Source organism: Plantactinospora sp. DSM 117369, assembly GCF_053764795.1.
Map to the genome: position 1 here is coordinate 9,161,762 of NZ_CM132446.1, position 13,314 is coordinate 9,175,075.

Genomic DNA, 13,314 nt, shown 5'->3' on the forward strand with positions numbered 1-13,314 from the left:
CCCTCGACGGCGCCACCTGGCGGAGACCGCCGGTCAGCCTACCGGAAGCCGGCCGCGCTGTCGGCCCACCTCCGAGCTGCCGCAATACCATAAGATAGGCTACATAGCGGGCAAACAGGGCTTTTCGGCTTGCCGTCCGGCGTCCGGCCGATCCGGTCAGGGCGTGGCCAGCAGGGTGCCGTGCACCGCGTCCCAGATCGACTCGTTGGCGGCGGCCAGCAGGCCGGCCCGCCCGTCGGCCGGGTCGTACGGGCTGCCGTCGAGCCGCCGGACCACCCCGCCGGCCGCCTCGACCAGCAGCGCTCCCGGCGCGTGGTCCCAGGGCAGCGTCCGCCAGAAGATCGCGAAGTGCTGCCGGCCGTCCACAATATCCGCATATTCCTGACCAGCGCAGTGTTGTCCGGGCAGTACCGCGCCGATCCGCCCGGCCCCGGCCAACACCCGCGCCCGGAGTTCCGCCGGCAGGAACCGGGTCGCCACCACGCCGCGCAGCGCCCCGGCCGCGAGCGGCTCGGTGGTCGTGCGCACCGCGTCCCCGTCCCGGTACGCCCCGTCCCCGGCCCGGGCCAGCAGCAGGCGGTCCGCCATCGGGTCGAGGATCCAGGCCGCCTCGGTACGCCCCGCCCGCCGCAGCGCCGCCATCACCGCGAACGGCTGCCGCCCGGCCGCGAAGTTCGCCGTACCGTCCAGCGGGTCGACCAGCCACACCTCGGCCGGCCCGGCGAGCAGGTCCAGCGCCGCCGGATCGGCGGCCACCCCCTCCTCGCCGACCACCTCGGATTCCGGCCGGAGCCGGCGCAGCCCGGTGGCGATGATCTCCTCGGCCCGGCGGTCGGCCACCGTCACCACCTCGCCCGGGGCCTTCTCCGAGACGTCGGACGCGGCCAGATGCCGGAACATCGGCAGGATTGCCTCGGCGGCGGCCCGGCGGAGCAGCGCCCCGACCTCCTCGACGAGCCGCGCCTCGGGATCAGCCACGCGGCGGAAGCTTCACGACGCTGACGAAGAACTCGTCGATCTGCCGTACCACCGAAATGAACCGGTCGAAGTCGACCGGCTTCGTCACGTACGCGTTCGCGTGCAACTGGTAGCTGCGCAGGATGTCCTCGTCGGCCTGCGAGGTGGTCAGCACCACCACCGGGATCCGGCAGAGCTCTTCGTCCCGCTTGATCTCGGCCAGCACCTCCCGGCCGTCCCGGCGGGGCAGGTTGAGGTCGAGCAGGATCAGGTCCGGAGATACGGCGTCGGCGTACTCGCCCTCCTGGCGCAGGTAGGCCAGGGCCGCCGCGCCGTCGGAGACCACGGTGAGCCGGTTGCGCAGCTTGTGCTCCTCGAACGCCTCCTGCGTCATCAGCACGTCACCCGGGTCGTCCTCGACCAGCAGCACCTCGATCGGGCTCTTGCCGTCCGCCGGTGCCGTCATCGGCCCCTCCTCGTCGATCCGGTCATCCGTCACACAGTCTGCTTCATGTCGCCGGCCGGCCGGGCCGACTCACCCGGCGGTGTGGCGTCGGCCTCGCTCGCGGTCGGCGACCCGCCGGCCGGTGCGGGCACGGTCGAGCCTCCCCCCTCTCCGTCCGCGCCGGGGGCCTCGGCCGGCTCGACCGGCTCCCGCAGCTCCGGCGGTACCGGCAGGGTGAACCGGATCATCGTGCCCTCGGCCACCGCGTCGGGGTCCACCCAGACCCGGCCACCGTGGTACTCGACGATCTTCTTCACGATGGCCAGCCCGATGCCGGTACCCGGATAGGCGTCCTTGGCGTGCAGCCGCTGGAAGATCACGAAGATCTTGTCGGCGAACTCGGGTTCGATGCCGATCCCGTTGTCCTGGCAGCTGATCTCCCACTCGTCGCCCAGCCGCCGCGCCGAGACGTGCACCTTCGGCGGCACGTCCGGCCGGCGGAACTTGAGCGAGTTGCCCACCAGGTTGGCCAGCAGGTTGGTCAGCAGGGTCTCCTCACCCCGGATGACCGGCAGGTCCGACCAGGTGAGCTCGCCGCCGACGTACCGCCGGGTGGACTCGGTCTGGCCGGCGACATCGGCCATCACCGCATCCAGATCCACATCGGTGAAGCCGGTGGTGAGCCGGCCGATCCGGGAGAACGCCAGCAGGTCGTTGATCAGCCGCTGCATCCGCTGCGCCCCGTCGACCGCGAACGCGATGTACTGGTCGGCGCGCTCGTCGAGCTTGCCCGCGTACCGGCGTTGCAGGAGCTGGCAGAAGCTGGCCACCTTGCGCAGCGGCTCCTGGAGGTCGTGCGAGGCGACGTAGGCGAACTGCTCCAGGTCACGGTTGGACCGGACCAGTTCCTCGGCCTGCCTCTCCAACTGGCCGTTGACCCACTCGATCCGTTCCCGGGCCTGCCGCACCTCGTCCAGGTCGGCGGCGATCCGGCGGCGCATCCCGTCGATGTCGCTGGCCAGCGCGGCCAGCTCCGGCGGCCCGACCTGCTCGATCTCCCGCTGGTACGCCCCGCCGGCCACCTCCCGCACCTGACCGGCCAGCGTGGTGACCGGACCGATCACCAGCCGGTTCAGCGAGGTGAGCAGGGCAAGACCGGCCAGCACCACCACGATCGCGGCCAGGATCAGCAGCAGCACCAGGGTGTTGCCGGTCCCCCGGGCGTTCTGCGCGACGGAGTTACGCAGATCCAGGATCGACTGCTGCAACGCCTCCACCTCGCCGCGCAGCTCGGTGAAGCGGTCGCCGGTCTGGGCGGTCAGAAACGCCTGCGCGGCCTCCGGCCCGCTCCGCACGGTCAGCTCGATCGCCGGCTCGGCCACCACCTCCCGCCACTGCTCGGCGTGGTCCCGCACCGTGTGCAGCTCGCGACGGATCTCCGGCTGGTCGTGCAGGCGCGCGTCCATCGAGGCGATCAGCGCCGTCTCCCGTTGCAGGCCCTCCCGGTACGGCGCGAGGTCGGCGTCGTTGGCGGTGACGGCGTAGCCGCGTATCCCGGTCTGCTGGTCGACCAGGGCGCTGAGCAACGCCTGACCATCGGTGCGCAGCGGACCGGTCCTGGTGAGCAGGGTGTCCAGGTGTTGCCGGTTGCTGGTGGCGACGACCGTGGCGCTGACCGCCAGCATGCCGAGCACCACGCCGACGATCACGCACAGCGCGGTGACCCGACGGCGCAGTGTCCAGCGCAGTGGTGACCTCACCGCCCCTCCCCCCGGCTGACCAGCAGCATCGCCACGTCGTCGGAGAACGGCCCGCCGTTGCGCTCCTCGGCCTGCTCGACCAGCCAGCCGGGCAGCTCCGCCAGGCCCACCCCACGGGCCCGCGGATCGGCCACCAGCCCGCTCAGCCCCGGTACGTCCAGCCGCTCGTCGCCGTCGCCGACCCGGCCCTCGATCAGCCCGTCCGTGTACATCAGCAGTGACCAGTCCTCGGTCTCGAAGCGCAGCTCGTGGGCGACCGGCGGCCGTGGCCGTACCCCGAGCAAGAGCCCGTGCGGCGCCGGCACCGGCACCACCCGGCCCCCGGCGAGCAGCAGCGGCGGCGGATGCCCGGCGAGCCGGACGGTGGCCCGGTTGCCGGCCAGGTCCAGCCGGACCGCGGCGACCGTGGCGAAGATCTCCCGTTTCGACCGCTCGCTCATCAGCACCTGCTCCAGCGCCGGCAGCACCTGCTCGTCGGGCACTCCGGCGAGCACCAGGGCCCGCCAGGCGACCCGGAGTTCGACGCCGAGCGCGGCCTCGTCCACCCCGTGCCCGCAGACGTCGCCGACGATCAGGTCGATCCGGTCCGGACTGGTCTGCACCACGTCGTAGAAGTCGCCGCCGATCAGCGCCTCGTGCCGGCCGGGGCGGTAGAAGGGGTGCACCTGCACCAGGTCGGTGTCGATCAACGGCTGGGGCAGCAGGCCGCGCTCCAACCGGGCGGACTCGGCCTGGCGCAGCTCCACCTCGCGCAGCCGCCGGGCATTCTCGTCGGCCCGCTTCCGCTCCACCGCGTAGCGCAGGGCCCGAGCCAGCAGCACCCCGTCGACCTGGCCCTTGACCAGGTAGTCCTGGGCGCCCTCGGCGACCGCGCCGATGCCGAGGTGCTCGTCCGAGCGGCCGGTCAGCACGCAGACGGCGGCGCCGCTGGACATCGCGAGCACCTGGCGGAGCCCGTCCAGGCCCTGCGCGTCCGGCAGGCCGAGGTCGAGCAGCACGCAGTCGACACCGCGGATCTGCGCCCGGGCGGTGTTCAGGCTGTTCGCGACGAGCAGGTCGATGCCGTCGCCGGTCTCGGCGAGCAACTCGCCGACCAGGAAGGCGTCGGCGTCGTCGTCCTCGATCAGCAACACCCGCAGCCGCTCCCGGGGCGGAAGCTTGGCGTGCCGCCCGAGCCCGCCGTGCGGGTACGCCGGCGCGGGTACGACGGACGACCCGGTCACCGGTCCGCCCCCCTCCATCCGGTCACGACGCCTCCTCGCTCCGTCCCTCGCCGCCACGACCGTCACGACCGAGCCGTCCCGTCACCGTGCTCTCCGTGCCCGTCCGGTCGTGTCCGGCCCGCGCCCACGACGACGATCCGCGCCGATCCTGTACCACCCAACGCTGCCACACAACACAGGTCGCGCCGACACGGCGCCACGGCGTCACCGCGGAGTTTCCGCCGAGCCGGCCCCGTCCCGCAGCCGCACCTGTTCCGCCTGGCGCGCGATCACCTCACCGAGCACCCCGTGCAGCCGCCCGCAGTCGAGGCAGTGCAGGTTCTCGTCCAGCTGCCGGCCACCGCACCCCGCGCAGCGGCCCCGGTCGGCCGGGTCCCGGTAGCCGGCCAGCGCCTCGGCCAGGGCCCGGGCCAGGTGCGGGGTGAGCGGGACCGTCCCGGCCTCTCCGGCGGACCGGACATCGACGACGCCGACCGGAGCGGCATCCGGCTCGGGGTCGTACGGCGCCACCCGCGCGACGAAATCGCGCAACACGGCGACGGGATCGGTCACTCGGTACGTGGACATGCGTATCACGCTATGCGACCGGCTGCCAGCAGGGTGACCCGGCCGGGCGGGGACCGGCGCAACCGCGATGATGGCATTCGCTGCCGACCCCTGGAGGCACCCGTGCCCGCCCCTGACCACCACTCCCCCGTCGATCCGCCGCCGCCCGACACACCCTCCGTGACCACCCTCCTGCCCGCCTCCGAGCGGGCGCTGGCCCGACCCCGACGCCGGCTGCCGGCCGCGCTGGCGGCCCTGGCCGCGCTGGCGGCGGTCGGGGTGGTCACCGTGCTCGGCGTGGGTACGCCACGCCCGGCCGGTCTCGACTCGCCGGCCGACGAGTTCAGCGCGGAGCGGGCGTACCAGCACCTCCGGACGGTCGCGGCGGAGCCGCACGCCGCCGGCAGCCCGGCCGCGGAGCGGGTACGCAGTCACCTGGAGAGCACCCTGCGCGGTCTCGGTCTCACCCCGGAGCTGCAGGACACCGTCGCCGAGGAGGCGGGGCAGCTCAGCGGCGGCGCGGGCGGCGCGACGCTGGCCCGGGTACGCAACGTGGTCGCCCGGATCCCCGGCACCGACCCCACCGGCCGGGTCTTCCTGGTCGCCCACTACGACTCGGTGCAGGTCGGCCCGGGCGGCAACGACGACGGGGCCGGCACCTCGGCACTGCTGGAGGTGGCCCGCGCGCTGACCTCGGGGGAACGCCCGCGCAACGACATCGTGCTGGTCTTCACCGACGCCGAGGAGGCCTGCCTCTGCGGCGCCTCGGCGTTCGCCGCCGACCATCCACTGGCCGAGGGCGGCGGCGTGGTGCTCAACCTGGAGGCGCGGGGCAGCACCGGTCCAGTGATCATGTTCGAGACCTCGCTGCGCAACGCCGGCCTGGTGGAGGTCTTCGGCCGGGCCGCGCCGTACCCGGTGGGGACCTCGTTCGCGGTCGAGGTCTACCGGCTGCTGCCCAACGACACCGACTTCACCGCCTTCCTCGACCACGGCTTCACCGGGCTGAACGCCGCCTACATAGACGGCGCCGCGATCTACCACACCCCGCTGGACACCCCGGCCAGCGTCGACCGGGGCAGCCTGCAACAGCACGGGGCGAACGCGCTCGGGCTGGCCCGGGAGTTCGGCGCGGTCGACCTGACCCGGCTGGATGCCGACGGGGACGCCACGTACTTCCCGGTGCCCGGCGGGCTGGCCCGGTATCCCGGCTGGCTCACCCTGCCGCTCGCGCTGCTGGCGCTGGTCGGGGTCGTCGCACTCGGCTGGGCCGTCCGGCGGCGGGGGCGCGGGTCGTGGCCCCGGCTCGCCGCCGGGTTCGGGCTGGCGCTGCTGCCGATCGTGGTCGCCCCGGTCGGGGCGCAACTGCTCTGGGCCGCGATCACCGCGATCCGGCCGGGCTACGCGACGCTGCTCGACCCGTACCGTCCACTGTGGTATCGGCTGGCCGTGGTGGCGCTCGCCGCCGCGGTGCTGTTCGGCTGGTACGCGCTGACCCGTCGGCGTACCGGTCCGGCGGCACTCGCCGTCGGCGGGCTGGGCTGGCTGGCCGTACTCGGGGTGCTGCTCGCCGCCGTGGCCCCCGGCGGGGCGTACCTGACCACCCTGCCGGCCCTGGCCGGCGTGCTGGCCGGACTGGTGGCCCTGGCCGTACGCCGGGACGGCCCGTGGGCGGTGGTCGCGGTGACCGCCGGCGCGGCGGTCGGGGTACTCGTGCTGCTCCCCACCGTCGTACTGCTCTTTCCGGCGCTCGGCATGGCGATGGGCGGAGTCGGCGCGCTCTGCACGGTGCTGCTCGGACTGGCCGCGCTGCCCGTGGTGGACCTGCTGCACCCGGTGGCCGGCGGCCAGCGCGGGATGGCAGCGCTCCGGGCCCGGCGGCGCGGCGCGCTGCCGGCCCTGGCCGCGCTGCTCGGCGCCGTGCTGTGCGCCGGGACCGGCCTGGTGGTCGACCGGTTCGACGCCGCGCATCCGGTGCCGACCCACCTGATGTACGCGCTGGACGCCGACACCGGTACCGCCCGCTGGCTCAGCGAGGAGACGGACCCGCAGCCCTGGACCGACCAGTACGTCGACGGCCCGACCCGGATCGGCGACACCTTCCCGGTGTTCGGGGACGAGGAGTTGCGCACCGGCCCGGCCGAACCGGCCGCCCTGCCCCCGCCGCGGCTCGACCCGCTCTCCGACGTCACCGGGTCCGGCGTCCGTACGCTGCGTGTCCGGCTGGTCCCGCAGCGCCCGGTACGGTTCGCCGCGCTGCACGTCGACCCGGCAACCGCCGCCGTCGTCTCGGCCCGGGTCGCCGGCCGGGAAATCCGCATCGACGATCGAGAGGTCCGGGTCGACGGCCCGGAGCCGTTCGGTGTGGTCTTCCACGCCCCGCCGGCCGAGGGGATCGAGATCGAGTTGCGGCTCCGTCCGACCGGGAGCGGCCCGGTACGGCTGCGGGCGATGGACGCCAGCGACGGCCTCGCCGGACTGCCCGGCTTCCGCCCGCGCCCGCCCGGCGTCGGCATCGTCGGATCGCACAGCTCCGAACTGGTCGCGGTGGCCCGGACCTACCCGCGCTGAGCCGATCTCCGGTTCGGGGGATGTGACGCCGGCGGCGGATTCGGCGCTGTAGTGCACGAGATGAGAAATCAGAATCCCCGCCGGCTCGACCCGCCCGTCGCCGAACGTCTGCCCCGCGACGGGCGGGTCCGGCCGCCATCGAACCCGGACCCGCTGGGCCGTCGGCTCCCCACGACGGCCGGTGGGAACGCCACCTGGGATCCCGGCCAGGCTATCCCCCTCCAGCCGACCGGCCCGGGTCAGTCGAACGCCCCGAGCCACTTGGCCTCCCGGGTCCGGCCGGTCTTCGTGGACCGGACCGGTCGACGGCGCCGGGTCGCCGTGCTCGCCGGTCTCGCCCTCGGCGCCGGTCTGCTGGTCAGCCTCGGGCTGCTCGCGGTCGGGCTGCTGACCGGCGGGTCGGTCGCGGTGCCGGGTTGGCCGGACGCGGGCGGCGGACACCTCCGGGACGAGGCCGGGACTGGCCGGTCCGAGACCAGCGCACCGGCCACCCCGACCGGCGGGCCGGCGCGGACAGCCCCGGCACCGGCCGGCACGGCCCGTCCGGCGAACCCGACCGCCCGCCCGGCCGCACCAGCCGGGGCGCCGACGGCCACCGATCGCCCTGGACAGGGTGACCTGCACCGCAACCCGTCACCGGGGAATCCGGCCGGCACCGACAAGCCGGGCAAATCCCGCCGGTCGCCGGCAGCGGAGGGCTGACCGATGGCCCTGCACGTGGCGCGACGGGACCCCCGGGCACACTGGCTCCTGCTGGTACTCGGCCTCGTGGTGCTGCTCGCCGCGCTGTCGTTCAACGGTTACGTCGCGATCGCCGGAGGCGGCTCCGGGCGGGCCACGCCGGACCTGGCGCCGGCCCCCGACGAGCTGACCCGGGCCGGCCCGGTCCTCCGGCTCGACGGTCCCACCCCGGTCAGCCGCTCGATGCCGGCCGGCACGATCGCGCTGACCTTCGACGACGGCCCGGACCCGCGGTGGACCCCCGAGATCCTGGACGTGCTGCGCCGGCATCGGGCACACGCCACGTTCTTCGTGGTGGGCGCCCGGGTCAACGAGCACCCGGAACTGGTCCGGCGGATCCTCGCCGAGGGCCACGAGCTGGGCTCGCACACCTTCACCCACCCGGACGTGGCGGCCCTGCCGGACTGGCGGCGGGAGCTGGAACTCCAGCTCACCCGCAGCGCCGTCGCCGGGGCCACCGGCCGGTCCCCGATCCTCTTCCGGCCGCCGTACTCGTCCGGTCCGGGCAGCCTGACCGCGCGCGACGCCAGGGCCCTGCGGGCGGCGGCCCGGGCCGGCCATGTCGCCGTACTCGCCGACCGGGACACCGTCGACTGGCGCCGGCCGGGTGTCGACCGCATCGTCGCCGCCGCCGAGGGCCGGCCGGCCGGCCAGACCGGTCCGCAGCGGCGGCCGGCGGACGGCCGGGGCGCGGTCGTACTGCTGCACGACGGGGGTGGGGACCGGTCCCAGACCGTCGCCGCGCTCGACCGGCTGATACCGGAGCTGACCGCCCGGGGCTACCGGTTCAGCACCGTGTCGGAAGGACTCGGCACGCCCCGCTCGGACGTCGCCGCCTCGACCGGGGACCGGCTGCGCGGCACCGCCCTGCGGTACGCCCAGACCGGCGCCGGCTGGCTGGCCACCGCGATGAGCTGGCTGCTCGCCGTGGCGCTGGTGCTCGGCCTGGCCCGGCTGGTGGTCCAGGTGGTCTGCGCCGAGGTGCACCGGCGGCGGATCCGCGCCCGGTACCGGGCCCGACCCGCCGGCCGGTTCTACGCCCCGGTGACGGTGATCGTGCCGGCGTACAACGAGGCCGCCAACATCGGCGCGACGGTGTGGTCCCTGGTGAACAGCGACTACCCGGCGATCGAGGTGATCGTGGTGGACGACGGCTCCACCGACGACACGGCCGGGGTCGTGGAACGGATGCGGCTGCCCGGGGTACGGGTGGTCCGGCAGGCCAACGCCGGCAAGCCGGCGGCGCTGAACACCGGCATCCGGCACGCCCGGGCCGACCTGCTGGTGCTGGTGGACGGGGACACGGTGTTCCAGCCCGACACGGTGTACCGGCTCGTCCAGGGCTTCGCCGATCCCTCCGTCGGGGCGATCTCCGGCAACACCCGGGTGGCCAACCGGCGCCGGCTGCTCGGCCGCTGGCAGCACCTGGAGTACGTCATCGGGTTCAACCTCGACCGCCGGATGTACGACGTGCTGCGCTGCATGCCCACCATCCCGGGCGCGATCGGCGCCTTCCGCCGGCAGGCCCTGCTGGACGCGGGCGGCGTTCCGGCGGACACCCTGGCCGAGGACACCGACCTGACCATGGCGGTGCTGCGCGCCGGCTGGCGGGTCCCGTACGAGGGGCGGGCCATCGCCTGGACCGAGGCGCCCGGGTCGCTGCGCCAACTGTGGCGGCAGCGCTACCGCTGGTGCTACGGGACCATGCAGGCGATGTGGAAGCACCGGCACGCCCTGGTGGAGCGCGGCCCGGGTGGGCGGCTGGGTCGGCGTGCCCTGCCGTACCTCGCCGTCTTCCAGGTGCTGCTGCCGCTGGCCGGTCCGGCGGTCGACGCGTTCGCGCTCTACGGGCTCTTCTTCCTGCCGTGGAGCCATCTCGTGCTGGCCTGGCTCGGCCTGCTGCTGGTCCAGGCGGGGACGGCGGCGTACGCGCTGCGGCTGGACGGTGAGCGGCTGGGTCCGCTGTGGAGCCTGCCGTTGCAGCAGCTCCTCTACCGGCAGTTGATGTATCTGGTGGTCGTCCAGTCGGCGGTCACCGCACTGCTCGGCAGCCGGCTGCGCTGGCACCGGATGGTCCGGACCGGCGAGGCGGCGGCGCTGGTCGACCCCGGCCCCGTCGCCCGGTCACCGGGCTGGCCGGGAAACCCGAACAGCTACCGGTCGAACCGGCGGGTGCGCGCCGGCCGACCGGGTTGAGGACCCACCGACCCACAACGGGCCAGGTGCGGTGGGGCGGCCCCCGGCCGGCGGTGATCCGCCGACCGGGGGCTTCGCCCGGTCCGGAGCGGACCGGCATACCCGCCTCGGGTACGCCGGTCCTCGTCGGGTGCTCAGTGCCGGTGGTTGCGGGCGTCGCCGTTGTCCTGGTCGGCGATGAAGGCGGCGATCCAGGAGAGCGGCGCGTTCCAGTTGATGGTCAGCTCGTTCGTCGCCCAGGACTCGATGTCGTCGATGTAGCAGAACTGCGGCGCGCAGCCGCGCAGTTTCTGCTGGGCGACCGGGTCCTGGATGGCCGAGTTCGGGCCGCCGGAGAGGGTGCCCCGGGGCGGGTTGGGCAGCTCGGGGTTGAGCTGGCGGGCGTACCAGCGGCTGTGCTGGTTGCGCGAGGCCACCTCGCCGTAGCCGGTCACGTACGACTGGTTCAGGGCGTTGCGGCCGAGGATGTAGTCCATCGTCTGCAACACCCCGTCCCGGTAGCGGTCCTTGCCGGTCAGGTCGAAGGCGGTGGCCAGCACGATGGCGTTGTTGATGATCAGGTTGTTGGAGCCCCAGTCGAAGAGGTTGTCCGACGGGTTGTACGGGATGCCGTACGGGTGCGCCCGGAGCGTGGCCAGGTAGCGGTCCGCGCCCTGGGCGACCGAGGCGCGTACCCGGGCCCGGTCCGGCAGGTTGTTCGGCACCGTCGCCAGTTGCAGCCGGCCGAGCGCGGCGGTGTTGCCCCAGTCCATCCCCCGCTCCCGCCAGACGTCGCCGGTGTGGTGCGGCGAGGCGAGCACGAAGTCGCGGTACTCCTTCGCCCCGGTGCTCAGGTAGAGCTCGGCGGCGGCCCAGTAGAACTCGTCGGTGACGTCGGCGTCGTTGTACGCGCCGCCGCCGTTGGCGTCGGCCGGGTCGGCGTACCGCTCGGGGTTGGCCTTGGCGGCGGCCCAGGCCGTCTTCGCGGCGGTCAGATTCCGCTCGGCGAACCGCCGGTCGTACGGCCGGAAGACCCGCGCCGCCTGTGCGGCGGTGGCGGCCAGGTTGAGCGTGGCGGCGGTGGACGGCGGGTGCAGTTCGCGCCGCTTGTCGTCGAGGTGCGGCAGCAGCGGCAGCCCGGTCCACGAGTCGTCGTGGATCTTGTGGTGAGCCATCCCGGCCAGCGGCTTTCCGGCCGGCACCTGCATGCTGAGCAGGAACTCCTGCTCCCAACGCGCCTCGTCCAGGATGTCCGGCACCCGGTTGCCGCTCTCCGGCAGGTTCAGCGTGCGGTCGCCGAGCCGCCACGGCTGCCCGGTGCCGGCCCGCAGCGAACGCTCGTACTCGCTCATCAGCTGGTGCACCGAGATGCCACCGTTGACCACGTACTTGCCGTGGTCGCCGGCGTCGTACCAGCCGCCGGAGACGTCCAGGGTGTAGTCGCAGACGCCGGGCTGGCAGGGCACCGCCGTGTCGCCCTGGTTGGGCGCCACCCCGACGTGTCCGGCCGGGCGGCCGTAGCCGGGGCGCAGCGCGTCGGAGATCTCGATGCCGCTGCGCTGGGTGTAGTAGAACTTCAGCGCGTCGGTACGAAGCTGCTCGTAGAAGTCGGCGCCGATGTCGAACGGCCGGCTGGTCTCGCCGTCGGCGGTCAGCGTGTAGCCGGTGCCGGGGCGGGTGAAGTGCCCGAAGTCGATGGTGTGCACGTGCTGCCCGGAGGAGCGGTCCAGGCCGCGCGGCGTCGTCCGGCCCTGCTTGACGAGCCGGCCGGCACCGTCGCGGAGCTGGAACGGCAGCGGGTCGGTCGCCTCGGTGACCACGGTGGCGTTCTTCGGCCCCTTCGGCAGGTAGCCGACCTGGTTGACCCGGACCCGCGGGCCGGTGTCCGGGACGTAGACGTCCGGCTCGGCGCCGCCGGTCAGCGAGATGTCGTCCAGGCAGACCGTCCAGGGTTCGGCGCTGCCGCCGAGCTGGAAGGCGACCTGGGCGTTCGGCAGGTCGACCGGGGAGGTGAAGGTGTAGCGGTACTCGTTGCCGGAGACGCTCAGCTCGGGGCTGGCCGACAGGTACTGCGTGTACGGGTCGACCGGCAACTGCACCAGTGCCCGGCCGACCTTGTTCGGGGTGGCCCGGCCGAAGAACCGGAACTCGTACGACTCACCGGCGACCAGCGCGACGTTGTCCTGACCGATGATCACGTCCCACGGGTTGACCGTGCCGCCGGGCACCTCGGTGCAGAGCTGCCCGGTGCTGGAGTCGAGGGTGAGGTTGGCGGTGCCCCACCAGGGGGCGTGGCCGTTGTCGAAGGTGCCGTTGACGATCTGTTCCGGTGCCTCGTCGGCGGCGGACGCGGCGCCGGGTGCGGTCAGCACGGTGGCGGCCAGCGCCGCGACGGTGGCGGCGGCGAGTGGAACGGTATGCGGCGAGCGGGGTCTGAGCACGTCATTCCTTCCGGTGGGCGCGGTGACCGGTGGCCGGCACCGCCGGGCAGGGGTGGTACGGCGTGAACCACAATCTATGGAAGCGCTCCCAGTCCGGGAATACCGGGAGATTGACATCGAGTTTCTTGCCTGTCAACCGGCCACTTGGGAGCACGGCGACGGATGGCGACGATAAATCCCACCGAAGCGGGACAGCCCGGCTCCGTCCACCCCGGACGACGGACCGATCGGCCGACCGAGCGGCCCACCGACCGACACCCCTTCGGCCGGCACGTACCGGCGCGGCGGCACGCCGGCCCGGAACGGGCGGCTTCGACAACCGCCCGAAGCCTTGTGGTCACGGATGGTAGTCGCCGGAGATCGTGAGCGAATGAACTCCCTGGTCTTCGCCAATTCGACTGGGCAGGTGACGGGGAGTTCCACCACCGACGGTCATTCACCGCTGCAATTTCCAG

At 73.8% G+C, this 13,314-nt stretch carries 9 protein-coding genes; 3 read left to right on the forward strand and 6 right to left on the reverse strand.

Annotated elements, in window-relative coordinates; all coding sequences use genetic code 11:
- Positions 1–156: 156 nt before the first annotated feature.
- The 5 genes from ACSMXO_RS39260 to ACSMXO_RS39280 form a co-directional block, all read right to left on the reverse strand.
- Entirely contained in the window at positions 157–978 is an 822-nt protein-coding gene (locus ACSMXO_RS39260; protein WP_455415817.1) for an inositol monophosphatase family protein, read from the reverse strand.
- Entirely contained in the window at positions 971–1,423 is a 453-nt protein-coding gene (locus ACSMXO_RS39265; RefSeq protein ID WP_346257340.1) for a response regulator, read from the reverse strand. Before ACSMXO_RS39265 ends, ACSMXO_RS39260 begins: the two co-directional genes overlap by 8 nt.
- A 29-nt stretch (positions 1,424–1,452) precedes the next feature.
- Positions 1,453–3,162: a sensor histidine kinase gene (locus ACSMXO_RS39270; protein WP_455415818.1), complete on the reverse strand. Its 1,710-nt coding sequence runs from the start codon at positions 3,160–3,162 to the stop codon at positions 1,453–1,455.
- Entirely contained in the window at positions 3,159–4,385 is a 1,227-nt protein-coding gene (locus tag ACSMXO_RS39275; RefSeq protein ID WP_346257269.1) for a PP2C family protein-serine/threonine phosphatase, read from the reverse strand. The genes ACSMXO_RS39270 and ACSMXO_RS39275 overlap by 4 nt, the downstream gene beginning before the upstream one ends.
- A 204-nt stretch (positions 4,386–4,589) precedes the next feature.
- Complete coding sequence (locus tag ACSMXO_RS39280; protein ID WP_455415819.1) at positions 4,590–4,952, reverse strand: hypothetical protein; 363 nt, start codon at positions 4,950–4,952, stop codon at positions 4,590–4,592.
- A 159-nt stretch (positions 4,953–5,111) separates the two neighbouring features.
- On the opposite strand from ACSMXO_RS39280, the gene ACSMXO_RS39285 reads away from it, so the two are divergent.
- The 3 genes from ACSMXO_RS39285 to ACSMXO_RS39295 are packed head-to-tail and all read left to right on the forward strand — an operon-like array spanning position 5,112 to position 10,439.
- Entirely contained in the window at positions 5,112–7,502 is a 2,391-nt protein-coding gene (locus ACSMXO_RS39285) for a M28 family peptidase (RefSeq protein ID WP_455415820.1), read from the forward strand.
- A gap of 60 nt (positions 7,503–7,562) precedes the next feature.
- Positions 7,563–8,204 carry a hypothetical protein gene (locus ACSMXO_RS39290; RefSeq protein ID WP_455415821.1) on the forward strand — a complete coding sequence of 214 codons (642 nt, stop codon included), beginning with the start codon at positions 7,563–7,565 and terminating at the stop codon, positions 8,202–8,204.
- A 3-nt stretch (positions 8,205–8,207) separates the two neighbouring features.
- Positions 8,208–10,439, forward strand: a complete 2,232-nt coding sequence (locus tag ACSMXO_RS39295) for a bifunctional polysaccharide deacetylase/glycosyltransferase family 2 protein (protein ID WP_455415822.1) — start codon at positions 8,208–8,210, stop codon at positions 10,437–10,439.
- Between the two features lie 134 nt (positions 10,440–10,573).
- On the opposite strand, the gene ACSMXO_RS39300 is transcribed toward ACSMXO_RS39295, so the two are convergent.
- Complete coding sequence (locus ACSMXO_RS39300; protein WP_455415823.1) at positions 10,574–12,859, reverse strand: glycoside hydrolase family 9 protein; 2,286 nt, start codon at positions 12,857–12,859, stop codon at positions 10,574–10,576.
- Between the last annotated feature and the right edge of the window lie 455 nt (positions 12,860–13,314).

Bases quoted from the DNA above. Each gene is read 5' to 3' on its own strand.
- ACSMXO_RS39295 (WP_455415822.1), top strand. From the start codon at position 8,208: ATGGCCCTGCACGTGGCGCGACGGGACCCCCGGGCACACTGGCTCCTG.
- ACSMXO_RS39280 (WP_455415819.1), bottom strand. From the start codon at position 4,952: ATGTCCACGTACCGAGTGACCGATCCCGTCGCCGTGTTGCGCGATTTC.
- ACSMXO_RS39290 (WP_455415821.1), top strand. From the start codon at position 7,563: ATGAGAAATCAGAATCCCCGCCGGCTCGACCCGCCCGTCGCCGAACGT.
- ACSMXO_RS39265 (WP_346257340.1), bottom strand. From the start codon at position 1,423: ATGACGGCACCGGCGGACGGCAAGAGCCCGATCGAGGTGCTGCTGGTC.